Below are 24,063 nucleotides of genomic sequence, written 5' to 3'. Positions count from 1 at the left end.
GTTGTTTACAGGTTGTGCAAACATCAATCTTAATGAATTGAAAAAATTAAATCCATTTGAGGATTTTAATAAAAAGTATACATCAGATAAAGATGTATTTATGATGATACTTGATAGTTCAGGAAGTATGAATGAAAAAGATAGATATGGTCTTGTTAAAATGGATGCTGCAAAAGATATTATAAAAGATATCTCAACAAAACTAGACCCTTCTAAGACAAATGCAGGATTAGTTAACTTCTCAAATGGCTGTTACAGCTCAAAACTTTTAGTCGAACCTAGCAATAATAATTTTAGTAAAATAGTTACAAGAACACAAACAATAAGTGCAGGAGGAAAAACTCCACTTGCAGCTGCAATTAGAAAAACTGGACAGATTATGCAAGATATTGATAAAAATATCAATATTGTAATTTTAAGTGATGGTGAAGAATCTTGTGGTGGAAATCCAGTTAATGAAGCACAAAAACTTAAAAATATATTTGGAGATAGACTAAATATTTTTGTTATAGGTTATTCTGTAAACTCAACTATTGAATATCAATTAAAGCAATTAGTTGCAGGCAAGGGTGTTTATTTTGCAGCTGAAGATGGAAATAAACTTAACACTATTTTAGACAAAATTACCGATGAGTTAAATATTAAAAATAACAATTGGTCTTCAGGTGTTTACAACTTTAATGTTAATTTTAATTCAGGTTCAAGTTATGTAAAAAAACAATATTACCCTCAAATTAAAGAGCTTGCAAAATATTTAAAAAACAATGATTATAAAGTTGAAATCCAAGGTCATACAGACTCAGTTGGAAAAGAGACTTATAACCAAAAGCTTTCAGAAAAAAGAGCTGCCTCTGTTAGAAAAGAACTACTAAAATATGGTATCAATCAAAATAGAATTTATTCTGTAGGATATGGAGAATTAGCTCCAATTGCATCAAATAAAACTAAGAGTGGAAAATATCAAAATAGAAGAGTAGAAGCTCATATTGTAAAAGCTGGTGGATTAAATGTAGATTTAATTAACAATGCCAACTTTGCAAAACCTGTTGATGTTAAATATGCAAATAAAAACTCATTTGTGGGTTATTATAAAATGATTGATAATAAAAGAACATATGATCAATACCATTTATATATCAAATTATATGCAAATAATACAGCTTATGCAGCAGAGTTTTTTCAAAGTGGAAAAGTAGATAGAGAAAAAGATATAGCTTGGGAATACAATAATAAAAGTCAAAAACTATTAATGGATTGGAAAAATGGAGGTGAAATAAATGCCTTTATTCAAGGAAATACTAATGATTTTAATGCTCGAACTAAATGGGCAAGCGGTTCAGTATCTAGTACACAGTTTATAAGAATTTCAAAAGAAGAAATGGATTGTATGGATGCGAAAAAAAGATTTCTAAATAATAGATGTCAGTATTAAAAACTAGAGAAAAAATCTCTAGTTTTTAAAAGCGATTGCGTCAACTTCAACTAAAACATTTTTAGGTAAAGTTTTAACTGCAACTGTTGCACGTGCTGGTGCAGTTTCAGCTTCAAAATATTGTGCATATACTTCATTAAAGCTTGCAAAGTTATCCATATCAGATAAATAACAAGTAGTTTTTAATACATTTTCATAAGAAGACCCAGCTTCTTCTAAAACTGCTTTTAAATTATCCATTACAACTTTTGATTGCTCTTTTATTCCACCTTCAACTAATTCCATTGTTTCTGGGATTAAAGGGATTTGTCCTGATGTAAATACTAAGTTAGCTAATGCTGTTGCTTGATTGTATGGTCCAATTGCTCCTGGAGCTTTTTGTGTTGATATTATTTCTTTCATTTTATTCCTTTTTTATTTTAATTTGATTTATTTAATTTCTTTTGGAAAGAACAACTCAAAATCTTTGTTTATGTGAGTTAGTGTTTGATGATTTGCTCTAGTAAAACCTTTGTATTCTATTGCAGCTATTACAACTGCTTTTGAATAAGCTAAAACATTCTCATCTTCAAGATATTTATCAATATCCATCCATTTTGCTTCTATAATTTCTGCTGTATCTTCAATATTAATTTCAAAAGATTTAGCCTTTGCTATACATAAAATATAAAGATTTGATTTATGGAATTGATGTGGATAAAAATGCCCCAAAGATATTATAGATTCAAACTCTACATCAATTCCCGTTTCTTCTTTTACTTCACGAACAAGTGCTGTTGAAATCATTTCACTATTATCTATATGACCACCTGGAAGTTTAAATCCTAAATTAGAAACTCTTTCTTTTATTACTAAAAGTTTATTTTCATGAATAACAACAGCACCCACTCCTAAAGTATGATTAGCAGCTGTTGGAATAATTGCATTTTTAATCAGTCTTTTAACTATTAAGACATAGTTTTCTTCACATGAGTGAAAATTAAAACCTCTTTTTATAGCAATTGGTATAAAATCTGATCGTTTTATATCAATATAAATCCATACAAGATTTCTTTTATATTCACACTCTTCTATCAAATAATCTAAATTAATTTCAAATTCTTGTTTAGAATCTGGCAAAGATACTTGGTCAATTGTAAGACCATTATACGGGTCTAAAATTGTTTTAAAACAGCCTATTGTTTCTACACTAGTATTATTCATAATATTTTACCTTTAAATAATTATACTAGCTAATATTTAATTAAATCTATTAAACTATAAGAGATTAATAACATAATAATTCCAATTGAAATATCAAGAATTTTCCAAGTAATTGGTTTTTTAAATAATGGAATTAAAAATCTTGCTCCAAAACCTAAAAGTGTAAACCAAGTAGCAGAGCCACTAATTGCTCCAAGTAAGAAATATATTTTTAAATCGCTTTGAATATTTGCTCCAATTCCACCTATTAATAAAACTGTATCTAAATAAGTATGAGGATTTAAAAAAGTAAAAACTAAAAGCATTCCAATAACTTGTTTTAAAGGATTAGTTTTACTCTTTCCATCAATTTCTAAACTTTCATTTTTAAATGCTGACTTAAAAGACATAAAAGAGTAAAAACATAAGAATAAAATTCCAATTATTGCAATAATATTTATCAGTAGTTGATTACCTTGAATAAAAAAACCAAGTCCGTAAACACCAGCAGTTATAAGTAAAGTATCAAATAAAATACATAAAGCAACAGCAATACCTACATATTGTTTTAGTAGTCCAAGTTTCAAAATATATGCATTTTGAGCACCAATCGCAACAATTAATGAAAAAGTTACTACAAAACCTTTAAAAAGTACTTCTAACAACATTATAAATACATCTTAGCTAGGTTTATAACACCAGAAACTATAAACTGAATTGAAATTGCTCCAACAATAAGTCCCATAAGTTTAGTAATTATATTTTGTCCTGTAATACCTAAATACTTTTTAATATAAATAGAATTTTTTAATACTATATAAAAAAGTGCAGCATTAACTAAAAATGCTAGTGTAATTGATATTAAGTCTGTATATCCTTCTGCTTGATGCTTAAAAATGATAATAGTAGTAAAAATACCAGTTCCAAAAGCAATAGGAATTCCAATAGGAATTACAGATAAATCATCATGATTTTCTAAGTCTTTACCTTCTTCTTTTGTAGGTTTTTTATCTGTTGCACTTCCATTTACCATAGAAATTGCCATTAAAAGTAAGATTATTCCACCCATTACTTTTAAAGAATGTTCACCAATTCCAAATAGTTTTAAGATAAAATCACCTGTAATCAAAACTACAAAAAATGCGATTATTACTGTTATTGTAGATTTTTTAGCTACTTTATTTATTTGATCTTTTGTGATGTTGTTATTAAGTAAAGATAATGCAATTGCACTAATTCCAATAGGATCCATAATTGCAAAAAATGTTATACCTTGTTGTAAAAAGGTAGAGAAAAAATTCTCCACCTAGGACATCCCGCCTTTTGCAGCCATTCTTTTTTCTAGTATATGTCCAATATAACTTAAGATTGAAGTAATACATAAGTATAAAAGTGCAATTACAATCCATGTTTCAAAAGGAGAGAAAGTATTTGCAACAATCTCTTTACCTACTTTTGTAAGGTCTGTAATTGAAATAACAGATACTAAAGATGAATCTTTTACAAGTGCAATTGTTTCACCAACAAGTGTTGGTAAAGCACGCTTAAACGCTTGTGGTAAAATAATATGTCTCATAGCTTGAAAGTTTGAAATACCAAGAGATTTAGCAGCTTCAAGTTGACCTTTGTCAATTGATTGAATAGCTCCTCTTAAAATTTCAGCCATGTAAGCACCAAAGAAAATTCCTAAAGATAAAATACCAGCTACAAATCTTTCAAGTTCAAAAATATTTGCAACTATAAAATAGAATAAAAATATTTGAACAAGCAGTGGTGTTCCTCTTACAATTGTAATATAAACAGTTGCAATATCTCTTAAGAAAACCATTGAAGATAGTTTCATTAGTGCAACTACTATTCCAATAATAATTGTTAAAATCATAGCAAAAAATGATATTTTTAATGTAACCCAAAGACCTGATAAAACAGGTCCTGCTCTCATTTCAGCTTTTGTGGCAATTATATCACCTTCATAAACATCTTCACCTACTTCATAATCAAATGAAAAACTACTATTTAAATTTTCGATTTCTACTTTTTCATCACCTTGAATAAAGTATTTATCATTTTCTAATACTAGTTTTCCATCTACTAAGGCTTCTATTGATGTTGTTTCTTCATATGCAAAATATTTTGGAACACTATTCCATTTCCAAACATAGTTCATGTTTGCTGCTGCTGCATAGAAAAAATATCCAACTGCTATAAAAAACACTAAGGCAATAAAATGCCCTAGTGTTTTATTTTGACTTAAAGCTTGTTTTTTAGCCATTTGCTATTGAACTCTTTTTAGCCAAGAAGTATCTCTTAACCATTTTTCATTTAAGTCATCATAGAAACCAACTACTTTATCTTCTTTAATTTGTCTTAAAAAGTTATTTAACCAGTTTAAGAAATCAGGATCACCTTTTCTAATAGCCCAACCTAAAGGCTCATAAGTTAATGGAGCATCTAAATGTACTAATTTACCTTTACCCTTATTTGACATAAATAAGATATTGTATGGTTGATCATAAACCATTGCATCAGCTTTTCCATTTAAAACTTCAGAAGCTGCATCAGATTCTGTTTCAAAAGTAACAATTTTTGCTTTTTTAAAGAATTTTTTAGTAGCGATTTCACCAGTAACACCTAGTTTTGTAACTACTGTATATTCAGGTTTATCTAAATCAGCAGCACTTTTAATTGTTCCAGCTAATTCTTTTCTAATCATCATTGTTTGTCCAACAACAACATAAGGGTTTGCAAAGTTAATTTTTAAGTTTCTTTGTTGAGTAATAGTCATACCTGACATAATAATGTCATATTTACCAGTTACTAAACCTGCAATAATTCCATCCCAAGAAGTAGGAACTAATTTTAATTTAACACCCATTTCTTTAGCCATTTTCTTAGCCATATCAACATCATAACCTATGATTCGACCTTTTTTGTCTTTCATTTCAAAAGGCATGTAACCAGGTTCCATACCAACTCTTAACTCACCTCTTTGTAAGATTTGATTAAGAGTTGATTTCTTCCATAACTCAATATCATCAGCTGATGAATTTGCAACAAACAATGTACTAATAGCAAATACTGCTACTAAAAACTTTTTAACTAAATTTCTCATGTTTTTCCTTTTTTTTAAGTTGAATTTGATTTATTTCTTAGTGCGTTAAAATTTCTTTTAAAAATTTCTGTGCTCTATCACTTTTTGGATTATTGAAAAACTCTTCTGGAGTATTTTCTTCTACAATTGTACCTGCATCCATAAACACAATCCTATCTCCTACTTCTTTTGCAAAACCCATTTCATGTGTTACACAAACAATTGTAAAATTCTCTTGGGCTAAATCTTTCATAACTGATAAAACATCACCAATTGTTTCAGGATCTAGTGCTGATGTTGGCTCATCAAAAAGTATAACTTTTGGCTTCATAGCAAGTGATCTTGCAATTGCAACTCTTTGTTTTTGTCCACCTGATAAGTCACTTGGGTATGAATCTGCTTTATCACTTAGTTTAACTTTTTCAAGTAACTCTTTGGCAATTTCAACAGCTTCATCATTTGATCTTTTCTTTACAAGATTTTGAGCAAGTGTGATATTTTCTAATATTGTTAAATGTGGAAAAAGATTAAAGTGTTGAAATACCATTCCAACTTCACTTCTTATTTCTTTTAAATTCTTTTTACTTGCATGAATATCAATACCATCAACTAAAATAGTTCCCTCATCAATATCTTCAAGTCCATTAATACATCTAATTAATGTTGACTTCCCAGAACCTGACGGTCCACATACAACAACAATCTCACCTTTTTTTACTGAAAAATCAATATTTTTCAAAACGTGAAAGTCATCATAATACTTATCAATTTTAGTCATAGAAATTATATTTTCGTTCATTAGTACTCACTTTCTAGAATCAAGCTTAAATATTACTGAAAACTTATTTAAAATACAATTAAGTTGTAATTTTTACATAATCAATTTACAATTAAACTATTTATTATTCTGTGATATAATCCGATTTTAATTTTAAGGACATAATATATATGACAAAAGCAAAACTATATGAATACAGAGCAGACCTATTACTTTTAACTGTTGCTATTGCTTGGGGTGTTACTTTTTTAATGGTTCAAGAAGCTATAGAGTCAACTCCTGTTTACTCTTTTTTATTCTTTAGATTCGGACTTGCTACTATTTTGATGTTTTTTATTGCATTTAAATATTTAAAACAGATTAATAAAAAAACTGTACTTTACGGTATATTATTAGGTACCTTTTTATTTTCAGCCTTTGCTACTCAAACCTTTGGTTTGGCCTATACAAAAAGTTCAATAGTTGCTTTTATCACAGGTCTTAACGTGATTTGTGTTCCTTTCTTAGCTTTTTTTATATTTAAAGAAAATGTAAGAAGAAATGTATTTATAGCTTCATTAGTTGCTGTTTTTGGTTTATATTTACTTACGATGTCTGGGGAATTAACTTTAGGATTTGGAGAGTTTTTAACACTTATATGTGCTTTTCTTTTTGCTTTACATATAATTTTTACAGGAAAATATTCAAAAGAAGTAAATGTATATTTACTAGTTTTATTTCAATTAATCACAGTAACTGTTTTATCTCTTGTTTTTTCACTCTCTTTAGATACTACAACATTTAATTTAACTTATGATTATACTTTCTTTAAAGCTGTGATTGTTACAGCAGTATTTGCAACAGTTTATGCTTTTTTAATACAAACGTATATGCAACAATTTACAACTGCAACAAAGACAGCTGTAATATTTACTATGGAGCCTGTTAGTGCATCTATTTATGGATATATAGCTGGTGGAGAGATACTTACAAGTATTCAAATAGGTGGTGCAGTTTTAATCATATTTGCAACATTAATAGCAGAGTTACAATTTAAGAAAAAACCATAGTTAAAACTTGCTTTTTTAATGCTACTTTAAATAGATAATATGATTATACATTTTATTTAGGAGCATTAAATGAGTAAATTTCTATATATTACAGACCAACTTGAGCACAAAGAACATAGTTTTATTGGCCCACTTTTTGAAAAGTATCTAACTGCACATTATGAAATAAATATTATCTATTTTTCTAAAACTAAAACCAATTTTGAAAGTTATGATAATAAGTTTATTATTCCTCATGACAAAAAAACAAATACACTATCAATATTGGAAGAAAATAATATAAGTCTAGCAGACTATGATTTTGTAGCTGTAAGAAATGATACTGATATTTTAAAAGAAGTTATCCAAAAAAGAGAAAAATTTAACTATAAAGTTGCATTTAGATTATCTTATCCAAAAAGAATTGCAAAACTTCAAAAAGATGAAGCAAACAATAAAACTAGTTTTTTAGATGTAATTAACAATAAAATCAAATTATATGGAGAAACAAGCCTTATAAATGATTGTGATATTTTCTTGCCAACATCTAGAAAAATGAGAGATGATTATCTAAAAAAAGTTAAGACAAGAACATTTGTTATTCCATCAGGAATTGATCCTGATATTATGACAAAAAATATTCAACATGAAGGTGTTGAAAAAAGATTTTTCTATGCAGGAACTTTAGATAAACTAAGAGAATTTGAAACTATTTTAGATGCATTTTCAGAATTATCAGATGGAACATATAAGATTATGATTTCTTCAAAAGACCCTGAATATACTCAAAACTTACTTGAAAAGTATTCAAATATAAAAGACCATATAGAAGTATATAATGCAAAAACAAAAGATGAACTTTTAGCACTTATTGCAAAAGCAGATATTGGTCTTGCCTTACTACCTGATATTGAACTATTTAATTCTTCAACACCAATGAAAGTTTTAGATTATTATTCTTCAGCAGTTCCATGTATTATGACAAAAAATGAAAATAATGAATCAATTTTTCAAAATGATACAAGTGCATGGATGAGTAATTTTTCAAAAGAAGATATAAAAGAGAAACTTGACTATATCTTAGGATTAACAAAAGATGAAGTAACACAAGTTGGACTTGAAGGACAAGGTAGACTTCTTTCAGTTAGAAACTATAAACGAATAGCTGATGATTTAGCTCATCAATTAAATATTTTATAAGAGGAAATTCCTCTTATAATTATCCCTTTTTATTAAATTTTCTTTAAATAGGACAATTTCTATCTTATATTGATTTAAATCAAGACAATAATTGTCCTATTTAATTATACTTCCTCTACAAATTTAAAAAAAGGATAAAAAATGAAAAGATCTTTCAAATCTATTTTGTTTTCGTTATTAATATTTAGTACAGCATATGCTGGAGACAAATTCAATAATCTTACAGAAGATTATTTAACTAACAGTGCTTCACTAAATGTAAGAACGGTTATTGCAAAAGATCCTAAAACTTCTTCAAAAGTTTTAAGACTTTTAACACACGACAGCAATAAGCAAGTAAGACAATATGCGAAAAATAATTTAAAATAATTAACACAAATAGAGTAGATACTCCCTTTTCTACTCTATTCTTATAATTTTGACTCAAATCATAATCTAAACTTAAAAATTACGATAATATTTTTTTAATTTAAAGAAGAGAGTATTTTAATGAAAAAGTTTCTACAACAATTTAAAAAAGTAAATTCTGAACCTATTGAAAAATCTAATATTATCTGGTCTTGGATAGCTTCATTTTTAGGAATACTAGCTATTTCATATTTTCATCAAGATATTCTAAATGACAAAGACTTGACTTTAGTAATAGCCTCATTTGGTGCTAGTGCAGTACTTATATATGGAGCAGTAAACTCACCTCTTGCACAACCTAGAAACTTAGTGGGTGGACATATTTTATCAGCAATTATTGGTGTAGCTTCTTTTAAATTATTTTCAGGAAATATATTATTTTGTTCAGCTTTTGCAGTTGCAAGTGCTATTTTAGTTATGCAGTTAACTCTTACTTTACATCCTCCAGGAGGAGCTACTGCACTAATTGCTGTAATTGGAAGTAAGCAAATTCATGATTTAGGATTTTTATATGTATTAGTACCTGTAGCATCAGGAGCTTTTATTTTATTAATAATTGCATTACTTGTAAATAATATCCCAAAACATAGATCTTATCCACTATCTTTTAAAGAGTATAAAAACAAATGGTTAAGTGATGACTAAAAAGTTTTCTTATCCCAAGAAATTACAGCCCAATAAGCAAAATCTTTCTCTTCTTTTTTACTTTTATCTAAAGAATCATAATATTTTTCTAATCTAGTAATCTCATCAGAGCTTAATCCATCTATACTCCAAGAAATACTTTCTATAAATTTTTCTTTTGAAGTATAAATAGTACTTCTTCCCTCACTTTGTATAAAGTTTACACTTGCATTTATTCCAAGTGAATATAAAATATTAACAAGATATATATAATCAGGTTTTCTAATAATCTCTCTTTGTAAAACTTCCAAAATCTCTTCACTTACAAAAGAGCCACCTTTTTTATATGTTAGAGCTACTTTTTTATTAGCCTTTTCATTTAATTTTAGTAAAGCTTCTTTCATATTCTTTACTTCCATAGAACGAGATGCAATTACTAAATCAGCAAACGGTACCTCATCCCATGAATCATACCAAGATTTATTTATAATATTTATATTTTTTATATCTCTTTGCTTTGCATTTTCTTGAAGTATTTCTAACATCACAGAAGAGTAATCTAAACTATTTACTTCTTTTATACTTTTTGCAAGTCTAAGTGATAAATTTCCAACTCCACATCCAACATCTAAAACACTATTAATATCATTTAAATCTAGTAAACTTAAAAACTGTTCATTATAAATTGATTGATGAACTTTTTTATTCATAAAAGGTGCTTTTTCATCCCAAGCATCTTTACCTTTTGCTTTAAAAGAAGTAAGCTGTTTTTGTTCTACATAAAGTTTATTAAAGTCAATATCCTCATATTTCATAATTAATCTTTTTTAACCCAAACTTTAAATTTCCAAGCAGGAGATTTTACTTTTCCATGTTCAAGTATTTCATCATATGCTTTCTCTTCTATTAAATCCCATGTTGAGAAATCAATAGGCTTTAAAAAAGCATCAGCAACACCTTCAAAATCTACTTCAGATAAATACATCTTATCTACATAAGGAAATAATGTTTCATATATATTTGCACCACCAATTATAAATAGTTCTTCTTCAGCAGATTGTCTTGCAAAATTAAAGGCTTCTTGAACATCACTAAAAGTATGTACGCCTTCATGTTCAAAGCCAGAGTTTGATAATACAAGGGATGTTCTATTAGGAAGTGGTTTTCCAATAGATTCAAAAGTTTTTCTTCCCATTAAAATATGATGCCCACTTGTGATTGTTTTAAAGTTTTTAAAATCTTCACTTATGTGCCATAACATTTTATTGTTTAAACCAATTTCCCAATTTTTTCCATAAGCAACTATCATTGATATTTTCATTATATTATTTCCTTATACAGCCATAACAGCTTTAATTGATTCGTGAGATTCATATCCAACTAATTCAAAATCACTCATTTTAAAATCTTCTATATTTTTAATCAAAGGATTAATTTTCATAGTTGGCAAGGCAAATGGTTTTCGTGAAAGTTGTAAATTTACTTGTTCATAATGATTTGAGTATATATGTGCATCTCCAAATGTATGTACAAAATCTCCAGCTTCTAAATCACATACTTGCGCAATCATCATAGTTAATAATGCATAAGATGCGATATTAAAAGGAACACCTAAAAATACATCTGCAGATCTTTGATATAACTGACAAGATAATTTTCCATTTGCTACATAAAATTGGAAGAATGTATGACAAGGAGGAAGAGCCATCTTTTCTAACTCACCTACGTTCCAAGCTGAAAGAATCATTCTTCTTGAATCGGGATTTGTTTTAATTTGATTAATTAACTCACTTAATTGGTCAACACTCTTTCCATCTGTACCCATCCATGATCTCCATTGAGCTCCATATACAGGACCTAATTCTTTTACAGTATCAGTATTTACATAACCTAAGTCTTTACCTTGTGCATCTGCATTTGCAGTCCATACTGTTTTTTTACCTATTAAATTAGAAGCCTTATCACCATAATTAATCTCTGCTAATCTTCTCTCATCCGTACTACCTTCAATAAACCATAAAAGCTCAGAAATAATCGCTTTTAAAAATGTTTTTTTAGTAGTTACTAAAGGAAAGCCTTTTGATAAATCAAACCTCATCTGGTATCCAAAAACTGATGTAGTTCCAGTACCTGTTCTATCTTCTTTCTTTACACCTTTTATTAAGATGTGGTCTAATAAATCTAAATATTCTTTCAATTGCTTTCCTTATTTCACTTCGCTTGGGTTTTCTATTTGACATTTTACCATTTTTAAATAAAATCTTTTATCATATTGTAATATGCTAAAAGATATTATTATGAAACAACTCATTATCATAAGGTAAATTTTATGTTAACTAACCAAGACTTTATTGACTTAAATACAAAAGTCAACACATCATGTAAATCAAAAGCTAGAATTTTTACATTACTTACAGTACCAACTATACTATTTGCTATTATTATATTAGGCTATTTAGGACACTTTCCATTAAAAGTTGAAGTGCATAGTGTGATTTTAATAGGCTTTATATATTTTATTTATCTGTTTTTTATTAGACATAATGCTTATTATGTTTCTTGTAAATTTAGAACTTCTTATGAAGAACTAGTTTTTTACTTAAAAGAGTATATAAACAAGAATCTTTTAACAATTGGAGATACTACTAAAGCAAATGGTAGTGCAGATGATTTTTTAAAAGATTTTACAAGTAATATTAGAAATACAAACTTTTCATCAATTGCATCAGGGATATTTCCAACTCTAGGAATTCTAGGAACTTTTATATCTATAGCTTTTTCTATGCCTGATTTTTCTTCTGGAACTTCAAGTGCTTTAGAAGAAGAAATCACATTACTCTTAGGTGGCGTTGGAACTGCCTTTTATGTATCTATATATGGAATATTCCTTTCAATTTGGTGGACTTTTTTTGAGAAATTTGGAATGAGTAGGTTTGAGCATGATTGCTTTGTAATTGTAGAAAATACCAAATCTTTCTTTTGGACAAAAATAGATATTGAGTCAATTAATATAAAAAGCAATATAGAGAACTTTGCGAAAATGACACATATTTTTGAGCAGTTAACATCAAAAGATGTACTTGATAATATTAATAGTTCCATACAAAAAAGAGCTGATTTATTAGAAAATATCTTAGATAAAGAGTTAACTTTATCTTCTAAAGTAAATGATAATATAGCAAATAGTGAAAAACTAGCTTCTATAGTTGATACATTAAATACAAATATTCAAGCAAAAATAGAGAACTTTAGTGAAGAAAAAGAGATTCATAGTGAATATACAAAGCTTTTAAACAATAATGTAAAAGAGTTAAATGAAGCCTTAAAAAATATAAGTTCAAAAAATCTAGAACTTATTTATGAAAATATTGTAAAAAGTATTGAGACGATGAAAAATGAAATGGATAGAATTGGTTGGAGATTTAATAAAGAACTAGATGAATATGATACTAAGTTTTCAAATAAACTAGAAAATTCTTTAGAAGCAATTGATGAAGAAACTGCCAAAATCATAGAAGATTTAAAAGAATTCAAAGAGATGCAAAAGTAATACTATGTATGATAAAAAACAAAGTAATGAAGAAAATTTTTGGATATCTTATGCAGATTTAATGGCTGGATTACTTTTTGTATTTATTCTCGTAATTGGTGCAATAATTATAAAATATCTTTATGCTCAAACTGATTTAAAAGCAATTAAAACAAATCTAGAAGAGCAAAAAGAAGCTTTAAATTTAAGTGAAGAAGAGCTTTTAAATAAAAAGAAAAAACTTACTAGTGTAAATAGCCAATTAAAGAAAATTCAAGAAGAGAAAGTTCACTTATCATTTGAATTAGTAAAGTCAAAAAATATGTTTAATGAAACAAAACTACAATTAGAAGAAGAAAAAATATTAGCTCAAAAATTAAGTAAAGAGTTAGAAACAAAAAATAAAAACTTAGAACTATCAATAGAACAAATTGAAAAGATAACTGCAATTTTAGAAGATAAAGAAAATAGTATCAAACTTCTAAATCAAAATCTTGAAGATGAAAAAAACGCGCTATTAGCAAAAGAAGAACAAATAAATTTCAATATTGAAGAGATAGAGAAACTAAAAGCTTTATTGTTTGATTATGAATTAAAAGAAAAAGAACAAAATGATATAAAAGAAGAGCTTTCAACAAAAGTTAAAAATCAAGAAAATATAATTTCATTAAAAGATGAAGAATTGCTAATGCTTGAAGAAAAAATTCTAACACAAAGTAAAATTCATCAAAAACTTGTAGAAGAGTTTGATATAACAAAAGTAAAAATCAAACACTTAACTGGTATTAAAATAAATGTAATTTCAAAACTTAGAGAAAAACTAGGAAAATCTATAAATATTGATGAAAAAAGTGGAGCTATAACTTTTTCTTCAAATATTCTTTTTGATCAAGGAAAATATACTTTAAAAGAAGAATCAAAACAAGAGCTTAGTGTAATTTTAAAAAAATACTTACAAGCCTTACTTGATGATGAAAATATCAGAAAATATATACATAGTATTACAATTGAAGGGCATACAAACTCTGATGGATCTTACTTAGATAACCTTGCTCTTTCTCAACAAAGAGCCTTAGAGGTTATGCAATTTTTATATACTTCCAAAATAGCAGACAAAACACTTTTAGAAAAGTATGTAAACGCAAGTGGTCGTTCTTACTCTGATATTATTTATAAAGATGGTGTTGAAGATAAAGATAATTCAAGAAGAATTGAAATAAAATTTAGAATTAAAAATGAAGCTGCAATAAAAGAGCTTCAAAACTTTTTAGGTGATAAGAAATGAAAGAACAGTTATTTGAACCTAAAAGATTAAAAGAGTTATCAAAAAAAATAAAAGATAAAAAGAGTAAAAAGAAAACATTTTTACAAAAATTATTAGACAAAATAAATCTATGAAAAGAAGAAACTTTATTAAATTTTCAGCTCTTGGAATACTCTTATTTCAAAAAGAGATTCTAATTGCTAAAAAAGTTACAAAAGATAATGCTATTGTTTTACAAGAAGTATATGAGATACTATTTCCTAAAACTTCTACTATGCCAAGCTCTTATGAGTTTAACGCTTTAAAGTTCCTACTCTCTACAATAAATCACAAAACATTTTTAGATTATGATAAAAATCTAATCATAAATGGAACAAATAGTTTTATAAGAAGCTTTCCTAAGTTTTTAGATTTAAGTAAAAATGAAAAAAAAGAGTTAGTTTACTCAATTGTAAATGACAATGATTATGCTAATACTTGGCTTTCAAAACTTGTATATTTTGGAATAGAAGCTATGCTATCAGACCCAATTTATGGTGGAAATACAAATGAGATTGGATGGAAAAGTATTGATCATAAAATAGGTTATCCAAAAGCTAAACGTAGATATGGGAAGAAATTATGATTTATGATATTTGTGTTATTGGAAGTGGAGCAGGAGCTGGTCCTATTATTTATGAGTTATCAAAACAAGGACATAAAGTTTGTGTTTTAGAAAAAGGTGATTTTTATAAAAGAGAGGATTTTTCCAAAGATGAGCTTGCAGTTACTAGAAGAAGTGTTTATAATCCAAAATTAGAAGAACAATATCATACCATTGAAGAATATATTGATAAAAAATGGACTAAATTTCCCACTTATGATACGGGTTGGGATTTTAATAATGGAAACTTAATAGGTGGTTCTTCAAACTTTATGAGTGGGTTTTTCTATAGATTAAAACCTGATGATTTTAAACTTGCATCTAAGTATGGAAAAATAAAAAATTCAAATATTGTAGATTGGCCAATATCTTATGATGATATGGAACTGTATTATGACAAAGTTGAAAAAATTATTGGAGTATCTGGAGAAGTTAGCGATTATGCACATCAAGAACCAAGATCCTCTAAAAACTTTCCTTTTAAAGCCTTAGAAGAACATCCAATTACAAAGTTAATTGATAATGCATCAAATGAGTTAAACTTTAGTATTGTAAAAACTCCTAGAGCAATAATTAGCAAAGATTTTAAGCATCGTAGTGCTTGTTATTATTCTAATTATTGTGGCTCTTATGGATGTTCTAGTGGAGCAAAAGGAAGTTCAAGAGAAGCTTTGATTTTGCCAGTACTAAAAACAAATAATCTAGACGTTATTACAAATGCAAATGTGATTAAATTAAATACAAATAAAAATAAAAAAATTACCCAAGCTATATATTTAACAAAAGACGGAAAGAAAAAAGAGTTAAACGCAAAGCTTTTTATTTTAGCAGCTCAAGCTGTTGAGTCTTCAAGATTATTGCTAAATTCTAAAGATGTAAACTTTCCAAATGGTCTTGCAAATAACTCTTTAAATGTAGGTAAGAATCTACTCTCATCAAGTGGTGGAATAGTTACTGGAAGATTTGATGAAAGGTCAATGCCTTTAAAAGAGTTAATGACTCCTGGACTTTTTGTAAATAGAGCAATAAAAGATTTTTATTTTACAAAAAAGTTTAAAGGTGGAATGGTTGAAATGGTTTTTGAACATGCAAACCCAATAAGAAGAGCAAACTTTTTTAAGTGGGATGAAAAGGATTCAAGTAAACTTTTAATTGGAAAAGAACTACAAGATAAACTTCATACATCTTTTACAAAAGCAAAAACTTTGAATATGGAAGTATTTGCAGATTGGACACCAAATGATAACTCTTTTGTAAGCGTTGATGAAAAGTACAAAGATAAATACGGTATTCCTGTTGCAAATATAAGAATTGGAACAATTAAACATGATTTAGAAGTATCAAATTTTTTAGCAAAAAAAGCAGTTAAACTTTTAAAACAAATGGGTGCAAAAGATATTCAAAGTAATATTGATGCACTTCCATCTTCAAACTTACAAGCAGGTGGGTGTAGGTTTGGAAATAATCCTAAAACTTCTGTATTAAACAAATATTGCCAAGCCCATGAAGTTAAAAACCTTTTTGTAACAGATGGAAGTTTTATGCCAACAGGAGGCTCTGTTCCTTTTACTTTTACAATTTATGCAAACTCTTTTAGAGTTGCTGATTATATTAAAGATAATTATAAGAGTTTAATTAACTAGACTCAACTCTATTTCTACCTTTTTCTTTTGCACTATATAATGCTTTATCACATCTTTGAAAAAAACTATCAGGAGTATCATTATCTTTATATTCACAAACTCCAAAACTAACCGTAACTTTAGTATCTAAATCATGTTTTATATTTTCTATATTTTTTCTTATATTATTTGAACATTGCACTGCATTTTCTAGAGTTGTTTCTATAAACAATATAACAAACTCTTCTCCTCCCCATCTTGCAAAAATATCTGTTTTTCTTAATTGTGGTTTTAAACTATTTGCTATTTTTATTAAAATCTCATCACCTTTTAAATGTCCATACTTATCATTAAATACTTTAAAGTGATCAATATCTAAAATTGCCATAGATAAAGGATGTTCATATCTTTTTACTCTTGAAAGCTCTTTTTCAAATAGTTCATCAAATTTATGTCTATTATATAAGTTTGTTAAACCATCATGATATGCTTTTTTTTCTATTAAAAACCGCTCATTTTTTATACTTGTAATATCTGTTAAATTTAATAAATATAGTTCTTTATTAGTATCAAGTAATGATATTGTTAAATAAAAAGATTTCTGTTCATTATCTTTACTCTTTATTAAAACGACTTTTTTTTCATCATTTAAATTATTTACCTCATTAAAAAAGTTTTTTCTAAAAGATGATTTATCAATATTAGAGTAATTACTAACTATTTTTTTATGAACATAATCACTATTTTGCATAAAAATATCTTCAACTCTTTCAAATTTTTCTTCAAACTTCTCAATACTACTAACATCAAAAAAGTTTAAAAAAGCTAAGTTTACAAAAGATAATTTATTAAAATCAGTAACAAATGAAATATTTTCTTGTGAATCAATAATATTTTGAAGAATACTTTGTTGCTCTTGAATTTTCTTTTGTTGCAAGCTATTTATTTTATTTAAGTATATATTTTTTGCATTAAGTTCTAAAGAGTCTAAAAGTTTATTTTTATTTATAGGTTTAAGTAAATATGCAGTAACTCCGCAATTTATTGAATCAATAAAAAAATCTACATCAGTGTGTGCAGAAATAACTATAATAGGGATATCTGAATTAACCTCTCTAATCTTTTGTGTCATTTCAATACCATTTAATTTTGGCATTGTAATATCAGTTAAAATTAAATCTGGTTTATGCTTAACAAATTTAGAGTATCCATCTTCTCCATCTATTGCAATATGTAAATTTTTAACTAACCTTTCTAATTTTAGAGATAATATCTCTCTGATAGATTGGTCATCTTCAACATATAATAAATTTAGTTCTTTAATATAATTATTTTTCATTTTTAATATTGAATTTAATCATAAATTCAGCTCCATTTTCATTATTTTTTGCAGTTAAACTTCCTTGCATATTATCTTCTATAATCATTTTTGACATATATAAACCTAAGCCTGTTCCCTTGCCTTGTTCTTTCGTAGTAAAATATGGTTCAAAAATTCGTTCATATACTGAATCTTTTATCCCACCTGCATTGTCACTAATAATTATATACCCATACTCATCATCACTTTTAATATTAATATTAATAATTCCAGCTTCTGTTTTTTGTTCAACTAAAACATCTTTTGCGTTATTTACAATATTTAAAATTACTTGTTGAAATTCACTTGCATGACCATGGAAAATAAAACTATCCCCAATAATTTCAGTTTTTATTTTATAATTTGATAATTGTGAAGACAAAATATTTGTTGTCTCTAAAATCTTAGTTTTAATATCAAAAGTACTTTTTATTTTGTCAATACTAAAAAAGTTTCTAAAGTCATCAATAGTTTTTGACATAAAATTAACTAAACTCATACTCTCGGCTGAATGTAGTTCTAAATACTTTTTATTAACTAATCCATCCTCATAATCATCAACTATAAATTGTAATTTAATTGCAAGAGTATTTAAAGGTTGTCTCCATTGATGTGCAATAGCACCTATCATTTCACCCATTGCTGCTAATTTCGATTGTTGTAATAAAAGTTTATCTTTTTTAATATTTTCAAGTACTTCTTGCTCAACTTTTAGAGAAAGAGTATTATTAAATGCTTCGACTTCTTTTTTTGCAGTTATATCTTCTCTTATTGCAAAATATCCTGCAATTTCTTGTTTATGATTCTTTTCAGGAAAAATTGTAATATTAACATAATAAAAACTTCCATCTTTCTTTTTATTTTTAATTTCACCTGTATATATTTCACCTTTTGATATAGTTTCCCACAACTGTTTATAAACTTTTTCATCTGTATCAGGATGCTTTATTATTCTATGGTTTTGTCCTAATAACTCTTCTTTTGAATACCCACTTATATCACAAAATGCTTTTGTAGCGTATGTTATAATTCCTTTTTTATTAGTACGAGAAGCAATAACTTTTTTATCAAACATAAAAAGTAATTCTTCAAGTTTCTTTGCTGAAAGATGATTGTCTTTATTCTTTATAATTAGAATATAGCTAATTAAAAACGTAATAAATAAACAAAGAAAAAATAAAATATTTGATAGATATGAACTATTTGTATTAATAAACTTTTCAGCAGGCTCAGATTCTAAAGTCCAAGTTCTACCTAAAATATTTACATTAATTGATTTTTTAGAAACAAAATTAGTATCACTATTTGTATATAAAACTTTTGATACATTATTTGTTGTATCTATTAATCTTATATTTAACATAGAAGAGTCTGTATATGTGTTTTTTAAAGCATTTTTTATTAATGGCTCAATTCTAAATACACCTGTATAAAAACCTTCTAAAGAAGATGTAATATCATTAAAAACTGGCATTAAAACTAGAAAAGCAAATCTATTACCTTTTTCTTGAACTAGTTTTATTCTTCCTGTTGCTAGCATTTTATTTGTTTGTCTTGCTAAGTTTAATGTATCAAATCTAGTTTTATTAGAAGATAAATCAAAACCAACTGCTTCTTTATTTCCAATTAATGGAACTAAAAAATCTACAGGAAAATACTCATTTTTACTTTTTGCTCTTATTATTTTTCCAGCATTAGTTTTCTCTTTTATATAAATTTTGAAACCTAAATCTTTTGTTCTACTTTTTTCAAACTCTTCTCTATTCTCTTCATTTACAAGAGGAACCCAAGATACAGCTTGAATACTTTTTTTATCTTTTATTAGGCTTTTTGCAAAAACATTAAAACTACTTCTAGTTGGAATACTTATTGTTTTATGATAGCTTTTTAAAGAAGACAAAACATTAACATTTAATTTAAGCTCTTTTTCTATAGATAAAAGTTCTCTTTCTAATAAGTTACTAAATTTTATTTGATTAGATTTATTTTCTGTATCTGCGATAAATAAATAGATAAAAATAGAAAAGACTAAACCTAAAAAAAATATTATTAAAATTAAAGGAGTTAAGATTACTTTTTTACTATTCATTTTTATGCCTATTTTAAATTTTTAATTCTACTAATGTTATAACAAATATCTTTTTCCCATCATCTTGAATTATTTCTTTTGTTTTAACAATAAAAATTATATCAATATTATTTTTATTAATCGAAATACGGAAATCTTTTTCTGGATATAAAAACATATAATCAATCCAAGAAATATCTTCTTTTATATCAAGTAAAGTAACATTTTTACTATTTCTTAACTCTTCAAACATTAACTTGCCATTACTTAAACTCTCTTTATTAAAAAAATCTAAAAAGAGTTTATTTGTAAATAGTGTTTTTCTTGATTGATCATAGGAAAAAATTATACTAGCTTGCAAATCTATTACTGTTTGTAATAGCTTCTGATGTCTAATATTTTCTCTATTGAATAAAATTGATTTTATATTAGTTAAAAGCATATCAAGTAGTTTATCTTTTTGTATTGGTTTTAATAAATAGTCATTTATTCCTATTTCTATACACTCTAATAATAGTGCTGATTCACTATGTGCTGAAGCCATTATTATAGAGGCATTAGGATTTTTTACTTTAATTTTTTTTGACATTTCAATACCATCCATAACTGGCATTTTAATATCTGTAAGTATTATATCAGGAGAAAACTCTAAGAATTTTTCATACCCCTCAGCTCCATTTTCTGCAACATATAAGTTTTTTACTCTTCGTTCTAAAACTCTTTGCAAAGCTGGACGTATTAAATCATCATCTTCTACATACAACAAGTTAATTTCAGATAACAATTCTTTCATTTTAATTCCTACTATTTACACTAATATTATATTATCTTAGCAAGTTTTACTTTATAAACTCTTCAATATTTTTTACAAGCATTTTTATAAGTCTAGTTCTAGATTCAATACTTGCCCATCCAATATGTGGAGTTAAAAGTAATCTATCTTTATTTTTTACTTTTAATAAAGGATTTGATTCTTCAATTGGTTCTTTATTTACTACATCAATACCACAATAAATCTCTTTTTCATCTATTAGTTTTGCCAAATCCTCTTCGTTTATAATTCCACCACGTCCTAGGTTTAATAAAATCGCTCCATCTTTCATACTCTTCATATTTTCATAATTAAGTAAATCCTCTGTTTGTTTATTTAGAGGGCAATGTATAGAGATAATATCACTATTTTTAAGTAATTCTTCTAGTTCAACTCTTTTAAATTCACTATTAGAGTTTTTTCCACTTGTAGAATAATATACAACTTCACAGTCAAAAGCCTTGGCTCTTTTAGCAAAAGACAAACCAATATCACCAAGACCTATAACCCCTACTTTTTTCCCATCAAGTTCAAAAAAAGGTTTATCTATATGTGTAAATATTTCTGATTTCTGCCAATTACCTTCATCAACATAAGACTTATAATAGTTTAGTTTTTGAATAAAATGAAATATCATTCCAAAAGCTACTTGTGAGACGGAAGAGCTTGAGTATCCAGCTACATTTTTCACTTCAATACTTTTTTGTTTTGCATACTCTAAATCTACATTATTCATTCCAGTAGCACTAATACAAATAAGTTTTATATTTGAATTATCCATATGCTCTTTTGATATTACAACTTTATTTGTGATAATAATATCAGCATCTTTTACTCTATGCTTAGTTTCATCTTTAGTCGTCATATCATAAGATATAACATCACCTAAAGTATCAAAAATAGATACATCAACATCAAAGCCTAAGGTTGCTCTATCTAAAATTACTATTTTCATATTTTTCCTTTACTTCTTAAACTATTTCTTTATATTAATAAGTTATTCTTAAAAAAAGGATTTAATTTGATTACTTATAATATTGATCCATATAAAACATTAAAATCAATAATCCAAGTTACATCTTCATGTTTAGGAGAAGAGTATCTTAAAATCATTTGTGATGAATTAAAAGTTTTATTTAATGCAAATTTAGTTTTTATTACAGAAGCAATAGATTCTAATCCAACGACAAAAGTTAAAATTTTATACTCAACAAATAGTGAATCTCCGGAAAACTTCTTACTTGAAGACACTCCTTGTAAATTAATTTATGATAATAAGATTATTCAAATTACTAAATCAGTTAATATAGACTTTCCAAAGGCTCAAGATACAACATTTGAGAGTTTCTACGGTATTCCAATAAATAATAAGAAAAATGAATGTATTGGTCACCTTGCAATATTTTCAGAAAAAATAAGAAAATTACCAAAAGAGATTGAAGATATTGCTCTAATTTTTTCTAAAAGAATTGAACTTGAATATCAAAGAATTATATTAGAAAATGAAAATAAAAAGATGATTCGTAAACTTTTAGAACTTTCTGAAATTGATCCTTTGACAAACTTATATAATAGAAGATTCTTTTGTGAAAAATGTAATCAAGTATTTATTCAATCAAAAAGAAACTTTAACAAAGCCTCATTAATATTTTTAGATTTAGATGACTTCAAAGAGATAAATGATAAATATGGACATGCAAAAGGTGATTATGTTCTAAAAGAAGTAGGAACAATTTTAAAACAAACATGTAGAAAAGATGTAGATTTTATATCAAGAATTGGAGGAGAAGAGTTTGGAATAATTTGTCTTAACTCCCCTATTCATAGCTCCTTACAATTAGCAAAAAGAATAATGGCAAATACAAATGATTTTTTCAAAAACGAAAAATATAATGTTACTTATAGTATAGGAATAGAAGAGTTTGACTCTTCTTATGATTCATGGGAAGATATTTATAACCTAGCAGATAAAAAGATGTATAAAGCTAAAGCTAGTGGAAAAAATAAAATCATATATTGATTTTATTTTTTATATTCTAATTTCTTCTTTGACCTGGTTTTGGAGCACTAACTTCTTTTTGTAAATCTATAGATAAATTATGATAAAAAAGTTCACCATAATCAGTAGTTCTATTAATAATCTCATAAGCTTGAACTAAAGTATTGTTATATTTTAATGCATCTTGTAAAATCTTAATAATCTTTACTGATTCTAAAAAATTAACATGTGAGGGTGCTTCTATTGGTGAGCTATAATACTTATGCATTCTTTCAACTAAATTTTTATTTCTAATTTCAATAAATACAGATTCAATTGGAGATTTGAAAAAAAGTATTTTTTGCTTTACATTAATAGATATATATGTTGTTTCCATTCCATATATTTTTCTTGAGAAACTATCAAAAAGAAAAAGTTTTTTATTATAGTTATTATTAAAAAGTTCATATATTAGTTCAAGAATTTTGATCTTCTCTTCTTTAGAATAAAAGTTTCCAATACTTGCAAAACAGAATGATAAAACAGATTTAATTGAATACCATTCAGTAGTATCATAATCATATCTAAGCATTTGATCAATTCTTGCTAATTTTAATTCTTCTATATCTTTACTAGTCTTTGTTCTGTACACTTCTTGTACAGCAGTATCTCTATACATAGGTCCAGGAAATTGTGCTTGAATGACAAATCTTCTATTTTGTTCTAATTCCATTATGTATTTTAGTCGCCCATAATAGTCTTCATCAATAATTCGAACTTCTTTTTGTGGTATTTGAGTAATTGATTTTAAAAACTCATCACTATTACAACCCTCTTCCCATATATAATCAGGATATCTAAAAATACTACAGATTTTATCTTTTATCTCATTACTTGGTTCTATATCAGTAACATTGTCAATCCACGAAGTAACGGTTCTTCTATCTTTGTTAATTAATGATGCAAATTTAGAAATACTCAAGTTTGATCGTTTAAATATTTCTATAAATTTATCAATAGAACTTTTATAATTCATTTTAATCCT

At 26.6% G+C, this 24,063-nt stretch carries 25 protein-coding genes; 10 read left to right on the top strand and 15 right to left on the bottom strand.

Annotated elements, in window-relative coordinates; genetic code table 11:
* A partial coding sequence (locus GBG18_RS12620) for an OmpA family protein (RefSeq protein WP_152191579.1) occupies positions 1-1,432 on the top strand: 1,432 nt, incomplete at its 5' end.
* A gap of 18 nt (positions 1,433-1,450) precedes the next feature.
* On the opposite strand, the gene GBG18_RS12615 is transcribed toward GBG18_RS12620, so the two are convergent.
* The 7 genes from GBG18_RS12615 to GBG18_RS12585 are packed head-to-tail and all read right to left on the bottom strand — an operon-like array spanning position 1,451 to position 6,504.
* The gene (locus tag GBG18_RS12615) at positions 1,451-1,834 is read right to left on the bottom strand and encodes a RidA family protein (protein WP_152191577.1); all 384 of its coding nucleotides are present in this window, start codon (positions 1,832-1,834) and stop codon (positions 1,451-1,453) included.
* 27 nt (positions 1,835-1,861) lie between these two features.
* Complete coding sequence (locus GBG18_RS12610) at positions 1,862-2,635, bottom strand: NUDIX hydrolase (RefSeq protein WP_152191576.1); 774 nt, start codon at positions 2,633-2,635, stop codon at positions 1,862-1,864.
* Positions 2,636-2,664: 29 nt separating this feature from the next.
* On the bottom strand, positions 2,665-3,282 hold the full coding sequence (locus GBG18_RS12605; protein WP_152191575.1) for a LysE/ArgO family amino acid transporter: 618 nt from the start codon (positions 3,280-3,282) through the stop codon (positions 2,665-2,667).
* Positions 3,282-3,920 carry a MarC family protein gene (locus GBG18_RS12600; RefSeq protein WP_152191574.1) on the bottom strand — a complete coding sequence of 213 codons (639 nt, stop codon included), beginning with the start codon at positions 3,918-3,920 and terminating at the stop codon, positions 3,282-3,284. The genes GBG18_RS12605 and GBG18_RS12600 overlap by 1 nt, the downstream gene beginning before the upstream one ends.
* Positions 3,921-4,886 carry an amino acid ABC transporter permease gene (locus GBG18_RS12595; protein WP_152191573.1) on the bottom strand — a complete coding sequence of 322 codons (966 nt, stop codon included), beginning with the start codon at positions 4,884-4,886 and terminating at the stop codon, positions 3,921-3,923.
* A 3-nt stretch (positions 4,887-4,889) separates the two neighbouring features.
* Positions 4,890-5,726 carry a transporter substrate-binding domain-containing protein gene (locus tag GBG18_RS12590; RefSeq protein ID WP_152191572.1) on the bottom strand — a complete coding sequence of 279 codons (837 nt, stop codon included), beginning with the start codon at positions 5,724-5,726 and terminating at the stop codon, positions 4,890-4,892.
* 37 nt (positions 5,727-5,763) lie between these two features.
* Positions 5,764-6,504: an amino acid ABC transporter ATP-binding protein gene (locus GBG18_RS12585; RefSeq protein ID WP_193311145.1), complete on the bottom strand. Its 741-nt coding sequence runs from the start codon at positions 6,502-6,504 to the stop codon at positions 5,764-5,766.
* A 149-nt stretch (positions 6,505-6,653) separates the two neighbouring features.
* Between GBG18_RS12585 and GBG18_RS12580 the strand changes: the two genes are divergently transcribed.
* From GBG18_RS12580 to GBG18_RS12565, 4 genes are all read left to right on the top strand, one after another.
* Complete coding sequence (locus GBG18_RS12580; RefSeq protein WP_152191570.1) at positions 6,654-7,532, top strand: DMT family transporter; 879 nt, start codon at positions 6,654-6,656, stop codon at positions 7,530-7,532.
* A gap of 69 nt (positions 7,533-7,601) precedes the next feature.
* Positions 7,602-8,711, top strand: coding sequence for a glycosyltransferase (locus tag GBG18_RS12575; RefSeq protein ID WP_152191568.1), 1,110 nt, complete (start codon positions 7,602-7,604; stop codon positions 8,709-8,711).
* A gap of 141 nt (positions 8,712-8,852) precedes the next feature.
* A complete protein-coding gene (locus GBG18_RS12570; protein ID WP_152191567.1) occupies positions 8,853-9,080 on the top strand; it encodes a hypothetical protein in 228 nt (75 codons plus the stop codon).
* A gap of 120 nt (positions 9,081-9,200) precedes the next feature.
* The gene (locus GBG18_RS12565; protein WP_152191566.1) at positions 9,201-9,764 is read left to right on the top strand and encodes an HPP family protein; all 564 of its coding nucleotides are present in this window, start codon (positions 9,201-9,203) and stop codon (positions 9,762-9,764) included.
* Here GBG18_RS12565 and GBG18_RS12560 read toward each other — a convergent pair.
* The 3 genes from GBG18_RS12560 to GBG18_RS12550 are packed head-to-tail and all read right to left on the bottom strand — an operon-like array spanning position 9,761 to position 11,940.
* Entirely contained in the window at positions 9,761-10,558 is a 798-nt protein-coding gene (locus GBG18_RS12560) for a class I SAM-dependent methyltransferase (protein ID WP_152191565.1), read from the bottom strand. The genes GBG18_RS12565 and GBG18_RS12560 overlap by 4 nt on opposite strands.
* A 2-nt stretch (positions 10,559-10,560) precedes the next feature.
* Positions 10,561-11,064, bottom strand: a complete 504-nt coding sequence (locus GBG18_RS12555) for a dihydrofolate reductase (RefSeq protein ID WP_152191564.1) — start codon at positions 11,062-11,064, stop codon at positions 10,561-10,563.
* Positions 11,065-11,076: 12 nt separating this feature from the next.
* The gene (locus GBG18_RS12550) at positions 11,077-11,940 is read right to left on the bottom strand and encodes a thymidylate synthase (protein WP_152191563.1); all 864 of its coding nucleotides are present in this window, start codon (positions 11,938-11,940) and stop codon (positions 11,077-11,079) included.
* 132 nt (positions 11,941-12,072) lie between these two features.
* Here GBG18_RS12550 and GBG18_RS12545 point away from each other — a divergent pair, with 132 nt between their 5' ends.
* From GBG18_RS12545 to GBG18_RS12530, 4 genes are all read left to right on the top strand, one after another.
* Positions 12,073-13,293 carry a MotA/TolQ/ExbB proton channel family protein gene (locus GBG18_RS12545; RefSeq protein WP_152191561.1) on the top strand — a complete coding sequence of 407 codons (1,221 nt, stop codon included), beginning with the start codon at positions 12,073-12,075 and terminating at the stop codon, positions 13,291-13,293.
* A gap of 4 nt (positions 13,294-13,297) precedes the next feature.
* Positions 13,298-14,557, top strand: a complete 1,260-nt coding sequence (locus tag GBG18_RS12540) for an OmpA family protein (protein ID WP_226896418.1) — start codon at positions 13,298-13,300, stop codon at positions 14,555-14,557.
* A 109-nt stretch (positions 14,558-14,666) separates the two neighbouring features.
* Positions 14,667-15,161: a gluconate 2-dehydrogenase subunit 3 family protein gene (locus GBG18_RS12535; RefSeq protein WP_152191559.1), complete on the top strand. Its 495-nt coding sequence runs from the start codon at positions 14,667-14,669 to the stop codon at positions 15,159-15,161.
* Positions 15,158-16,822 carry a GMC family oxidoreductase gene (locus tag GBG18_RS12530; protein WP_152191557.1) on the top strand — a complete coding sequence of 555 codons (1,665 nt, stop codon included), beginning with the start codon at positions 15,158-15,160 and terminating at the stop codon, positions 16,820-16,822. Before GBG18_RS12535 ends, GBG18_RS12530 begins: the two co-directional genes overlap by 4 nt.
* Here GBG18_RS12530 and GBG18_RS12525 read toward each other — a convergent pair.
* From GBG18_RS12525 to GBG18_RS12510, 4 genes are read right to left on the bottom strand one after another with little or no spacing between them, the layout of a single operon-like run.
* Positions 16,815-18,140 carry a GGDEF domain-containing response regulator gene (locus GBG18_RS12525; RefSeq protein ID WP_152191555.1) on the bottom strand — a complete coding sequence of 442 codons (1,326 nt, stop codon included), beginning with the start codon at positions 18,138-18,140 and terminating at the stop codon, positions 16,815-16,817. The genes GBG18_RS12530 and GBG18_RS12525 overlap by 8 nt on opposite strands.
* Positions 18,130-20,250 (bottom strand): CHASE domain-containing protein, encoded by a 2,121-nt coding sequence (locus GBG18_RS12520; protein ID WP_152191553.1) that lies wholly within the window; start codon positions 20,248-20,250, stop codon positions 18,130-18,132. The genes GBG18_RS12525 and GBG18_RS12520 overlap by 11 nt, the downstream gene beginning before the upstream one ends.
* Positions 20,251-20,263: 13 nt before the next feature.
* Positions 20,264-21,022: a response regulator transcription factor gene (locus GBG18_RS12515; RefSeq protein ID WP_152191551.1), complete on the bottom strand. Its 759-nt coding sequence runs from the start codon at positions 21,020-21,022 to the stop codon at positions 20,264-20,266.
* 46 nt (positions 21,023-21,068) lie between these two features.
* Complete coding sequence (locus GBG18_RS12510) at positions 21,069-21,995, bottom strand: D-2-hydroxyacid dehydrogenase (protein WP_152191549.1); 927 nt, start codon at positions 21,993-21,995, stop codon at positions 21,069-21,071.
* 66 nt (positions 21,996-22,061) lie between these two features.
* On the opposite strand from GBG18_RS12510, the gene GBG18_RS12505 reads away from it, so the two are divergent.
* Positions 22,062-23,060 (top strand): GGDEF domain-containing protein, encoded by a 999-nt coding sequence (locus GBG18_RS12505; RefSeq protein WP_152191548.1) that lies wholly within the window; start codon positions 22,062-22,064, stop codon positions 23,058-23,060.
* A gap of 16 nt (positions 23,061-23,076) precedes the next feature.
* Here the strand turns inward: GBG18_RS12505 and GBG18_RS12500 are convergent.
* On the bottom strand, positions 23,077-24,063 hold a 987-nt coding region (locus tag GBG18_RS12500), incomplete at its 5' end, for a hypothetical protein (protein ID WP_226898707.1).

Source organism: Poseidonibacter ostreae, assembly GCF_009208075.1.
Lineage (GTDB): Bacteria > Campylobacterota > Campylobacteria > Campylobacterales > Arcobacteraceae > Poseidonibacter > Poseidonibacter ostreae.
The sequence above is the reverse complement of the archived record's forward strand: the minus strand, read 5'-3'. Positions and strand labels throughout refer to the sequence as shown.

Bases quoted from the DNA above. Each gene is read 5' to 3' on its own strand.
- GBG18_RS12585 (WP_193311145.1), bottom strand. From the start codon at position 6,504: ATGAACGAAAATATAATTTCTATGACTAAAATTGATAAGTATTATGAT.
- GBG18_RS12525 (WP_152191555.1), bottom strand. From the start codon at position 18,140: ATGAAAAATAATTATATTAAAGAACTAAATTTATTATATGTTGAAGAT.
- GBG18_RS12590 (WP_152191572.1), bottom strand. From the start codon at position 5,726: ATGAGAAATTTAGTTAAAAAGTTTTTAGTAGCAGTATTTGCTATTAGT.
- GBG18_RS12540 (WP_226896418.1), top strand. From the start codon at position 13,298: ATGTATGATAAAAAACAAAGTAATGAAGAAAATTTTTGGATATCTTAT.
- GBG18_RS12570 (WP_152191567.1), top strand. From the start codon at position 8,853: ATGAAAAGATCTTTCAAATCTATTTTGTTTTCGTTATTAATATTTAGT.
- GBG18_RS12580 (WP_152191570.1), top strand. From the start codon at position 6,654: ATGACAAAAGCAAAACTATATGAATACAGAGCAGACCTATTACTTTTA.
- GBG18_RS12510 (WP_152191549.1), bottom strand. From the start codon at position 21,995: ATGAAAATAGTAATTTTAGATAGAGCAACCTTAGGCTTTGATGTTGAT.
- GBG18_RS12605 (WP_152191575.1), bottom strand. From the start codon at position 3,282: ATGTTGTTAGAAGTACTTTTTAAAGGTTTTGTAGTAACTTTTTCATTA.
- GBG18_RS12520 (WP_152191553.1), bottom strand. From the start codon at position 20,250: ATGAATAGTAAAAAAGTAATCTTAACTCCTTTAATTTTAATAATATTT.
- GBG18_RS12615 (WP_152191577.1), bottom strand. From the start codon at position 1,834: ATGAAAGAAATAATATCAACACAAAAAGCTCCAGGAGCAATTGGACCA.
- GBG18_RS12555 (WP_152191564.1), bottom strand. From the start codon at position 11,064: ATGAAAATATCAATGATAGTTGCTTATGGAAAAAATTGGGAAATTGGT.
- GBG18_RS12535 (WP_152191559.1), top strand. From the start codon at position 14,667: ATGAAAAGAAGAAACTTTATTAAATTTTCAGCTCTTGGAATACTCTTA.
- GBG18_RS12560 (WP_152191565.1), bottom strand. From the start codon at position 10,558: ATGAAATATGAGGATATTGACTTTAATAAACTTTATGTAGAACAAAAA.
- GBG18_RS12530 (WP_152191557.1), top strand. From the start codon at position 15,158: ATGATTTATGATATTTGTGTTATTGGAAGTGGAGCAGGAGCTGGTCCT.
- GBG18_RS12575 (WP_152191568.1), top strand. From the start codon at position 7,602: ATGAGTAAATTTCTATATATTACAGACCAACTTGAGCACAAAGAACAT.
- GBG18_RS12565 (WP_152191566.1), top strand. From the start codon at position 9,201: ATGAAAAAGTTTCTACAACAATTTAAAAAAGTAAATTCTGAACCTATT.
- GBG18_RS12595 (WP_152191573.1), bottom strand. From the start codon at position 4,886: ATGGCTAAAAAACAAGCTTTAAGTCAAAATAAAACACTAGGGCATTTT.
- GBG18_RS12515 (WP_152191551.1), bottom strand. From the start codon at position 21,022: ATGAAAGAATTGTTATCTGAAATTAACTTGTTGTATGTAGAAGATGAT.
- GBG18_RS12545 (WP_152191561.1), top strand. From the start codon at position 12,073: ATGTTAACTAACCAAGACTTTATTGACTTAAATACAAAAGTCAACACA.
- GBG18_RS12610 (WP_152191576.1), bottom strand. From the start codon at position 2,635: ATGAATAATACTAGTGTAGAAACAATAGGCTGTTTTAAAACAATTTTA.